General features: G+C 66.2%; 1 protein-coding gene. It reads right to left on the bottom strand.

Features of this window, described 5'->3' with window-relative positions; translation table 11 throughout:
- Positions 1-107 precede the first annotated feature (107 nt).
- The coding region (locus WDW90_RS38195) for a hypothetical protein (RefSeq protein WP_336492883.1) at positions 108-450 on the bottom strand (343 nt) is incomplete at its 5' end.

Below are 450 nucleotides of genomic sequence, written 5' to 3' on the forward strand. Positions count from 1 at the left end.
AGGCGGTCGAGCACGCCCACGGCATGCCAGAAGTCCGCGCTCGGCCGGCGACAGATGCCCGAGGGCGACCCGCATCTCGGCCATCGCGGCAACAGCATGAGGCAGAGTTATCGACGGCCGGCGAGTTCGCAGGCGCCGCCCATGAACTTCTCGATGGCGGTCATCGCCTTATCCAGCGACCCGTGCATTCGGTTGATCCCAAGCAGCGCGCTGCTCGGCTCCGGCTCGATCTCGAAGACCACGAGCCCCTCGAAGCGGCGATGGATCGTGCCGAGATGGCGTCCGAGCCGGTCGCTCAGGCTCCACTCGGTGCTGGATGATCCTGTCGGGGTGACGACAACGTCCATGACCGACGCCCTGATGGCACGAGGAGCGTCCGTGCAATGGGTCTGATCGTGATCGCCGAGACAGCGGCTGGCAACGGATTGCTGCGCAGACCAAGGCCCGCTT

Origin of the sequence: Methylobacterium nigriterrae, assembly GCF_037106235.1 — a bacterium.
Taxonomy (GTDB): Bacteria; Pseudomonadota; Alphaproteobacteria; order Rhizobiales; family Beijerinckiaceae; genus Methylobacterium; species Methylobacterium nigriterrae.